General features: G+C 53.8%; 2 rRNA genes (1 of these 2 cut by a window edge). Both read left to right on the top strand.

The features are described 5' to 3' along the window. Positions 1–2,253, top strand: a 23S ribosomal RNA gene (locus tag F3H95_RS26880); it begins 639 nt to the left of the window's first position. A 97-nt stretch (positions 2,254–2,350) separates the two neighbouring features. Further along, a 5S ribosomal RNA gene (rrf, locus tag F3H95_RS26875) occupies positions 2,351–2,465 on the top strand. Positions 2,466–2,500 lie beyond the last annotated feature (35 nt).

The raw sequence follows: 2,500 nt of genomic DNA, 5'->3' as shown, positions 1-2,500 counted from the left end.
CCGGATGCCTACAAGCAGTCGGAGGGCGCAAGCCTGACGGCGTACCTTTTGTATAATGGGTCAACGACTTAGTGTGACGAGCAAGCTTAAGCCGGTAGGTGTAGGCGCAGCGAAAGCGAGTCTGAACAGGGCGTTCAGTTCGTCGCATTAGACCCGAAACCGAGTGATCTAGCCATGAGCAGGCTGAAGGTTGGGTAACACCAACTGGAGGGCCGAACCCGCATCTGTTGCAATAGATTGGGATGACTTGTGGCTAGGGGTGAAAGGCCAATCAAACTCGGAGATAGCTGGTTCTCCGCGAAATCTATTTAGGTAGAGCGTCGAGCGAATACCCCGGGGGGTAGAGCACTGGATGGGCTATGGGGACTCACCGTCTTACTGATCCTAACCAAACTCCGAATACCCGGGAGTACTACTCGGCAGACACACGGCGGGTGCTAACGTCCGTCGTGAAAAGGGCAACAACCCTGACCTCCAGCTAAGGTCCCCAAGTCATGGCTAAGTGGGAAAGGATGTGAGGATCCCAAAACAACCAGGATGTTGGCTTAGAAGCAGCCATCATTTAAAGAAAGCGTAACAGCTCACTGGTCTAAATAAGGGTCTTTGCGCCGAAAATGTAACGGGGCTAAAGCCATGCACCGAAGCTGAGGATGGTGATCTTCTTACGAAGACACTGTGGTAGCGGAGCGTTCCGTAAGTCTGTGAAGGCGGACCCGTGAGGGCTGCTGGAGATATCGGAAGTGCGAATGTTGACATGAGTAACGATAAAGGGGGTGAGAGACCCCCTCGCCGAAAGACCAAGGGTTCCTGCTTAAAGTTAATCTGAGCAGGGTTAGCCGGCCCCTAAGACGAGGCGGACACGCGTAGTCGATGGGAACCACGTTAATATTCGTGGGCCTGGTGGTAGTGACGGATTGCGTAACTTGTTCATTCTTATTGGATTGAGTGGGCAGGGAAGCGGTTCCAGGAAATAGCTCCACCGTATAGACCGTACCCGAAACCGACACAGGTGGTCAGGTAGAGTATACCAAGGCGCTTGAGAGAACTATGTTGAAGGAACTCGGCAAATTGCACGCGTAACTTCGGAAGAAGCGTGACCCCTTTTTACGCAAGTGAAATGGGGTGGCACAGACCAGGGGGTAGCGACTGTTTATCAAAAACACAGGGCTCTGCGAAGTCTGTAAGACGACGTATAGGGTCTGACGCCTGCCCGGTGCTGGAAGGTTAAGAGGAGAGGTGCAAGCTTTGAATCGAAGCCCCAGTAAACGGCGGCCGTAACTATAACGGTCCTAAGGTAGCGAAATTCCTTGTCGGGTAAGTTCCGACCTGCACGAATGGCGTAACGACTTCCCCGCTGTCTCCAACATAGACTCAGTGAAATTGAATTCCCCGTGAAGATGCGGGGTTCCTGCGGTCAGACGGAAAGACCCCGTGCACCTTTACTATAGCTTTACACTGGCATTCGTGTCGGCATGTGTAGGATAGGTGGTAGGCTTTGAAGCTTGGACGCCAGTTTGAGTGGAGCCATCCTTGAAATACCACCCTTATCGTCATGGATGTCTAACCGCGGCCCGTCATCCGGGTCCGGGACAGTGTATGGTGGGTAGTTTGACTGGGGCGGTCGCCTCCGAAAGAGTAACGGAGGCGCGCGATGGTGGGCTCAGAGCGGTCGGAAATCGCTCGTCGAGTGCAATGGCATAAGCCCGCCTGACTGCGAGACTGACAAGTCGAGCAGAGACGAAAGTCGGTCATAGTGATCCGGTGGTCCCGCGTGGAAGGGCCATCGCTCAACGGATAAAAGGTACGCCGGGGATAACAGGCTGATGACCCCCAAGAGTCCATATCGACGGGGTTGTTTGGCACCTCGATGTCGGCTCATCGCATCCTGGGGCTGGAGCAGGTCCCAAGGGTTTGGCTGTTCGCCAATTAAAGCGGTACGTGAGCTGGGTTCAGAACGTCGTGAGACAGTTCGGTCCCTATCTGCCGTGGGTGTAGGAATATTGACAGGATCTGTCCCTAGTACGAGAGGACCGGGATGGACATATCTCTGGTGGACCTGTTGTCGCGCCAGCGGCATAGCAGGGTAGCTATATATGGAAGGGATAACCGCTGAAGGCATCTAAGCGGGAAACCCACCTGAAAACGAGTGTTCCCTATCAGGGCCGTGGAAGACGACCACGTTGATAGGAGGCGTGTGGACGTGCGGTAACGCATGAAGCTTAGCCTTACTAATAGCCCGATCGACTTCATCGTTCCCATTGTTCATGCTCATCAATTCGATGATCAAAGACGTGTTCAAAAAAAGAGGTTCAATCCTCTCCAGCTTCTCAAAAACATTGCCCTTAGCTGACCTGGTGGTCATGGCGGGGCGGCCGCACCCGTTCCCATTCCGAACACGGCCGTGAAACGCCCCTGCGCCAATGGTACTTCGTCTCAAGACGCGGGAGAGTAGGTCGCTGCCAGGTCTGCTAAAGGCAATCAATATCTTCTCAAAACAAAA

The sequence above is a fragment of the Rhizobium sp. RU35A genome (genome assembly GCF_900156005.1).
In the GTDB taxonomy this organism is placed as follows: domain Bacteria; phylum Pseudomonadota; class Alphaproteobacteria; order Rhizobiales; family Rhizobiaceae; genus Neorhizobium; species Neorhizobium straminoryzae.
This window is presented reverse-complemented; position numbering and strand designations above follow the sequence as displayed.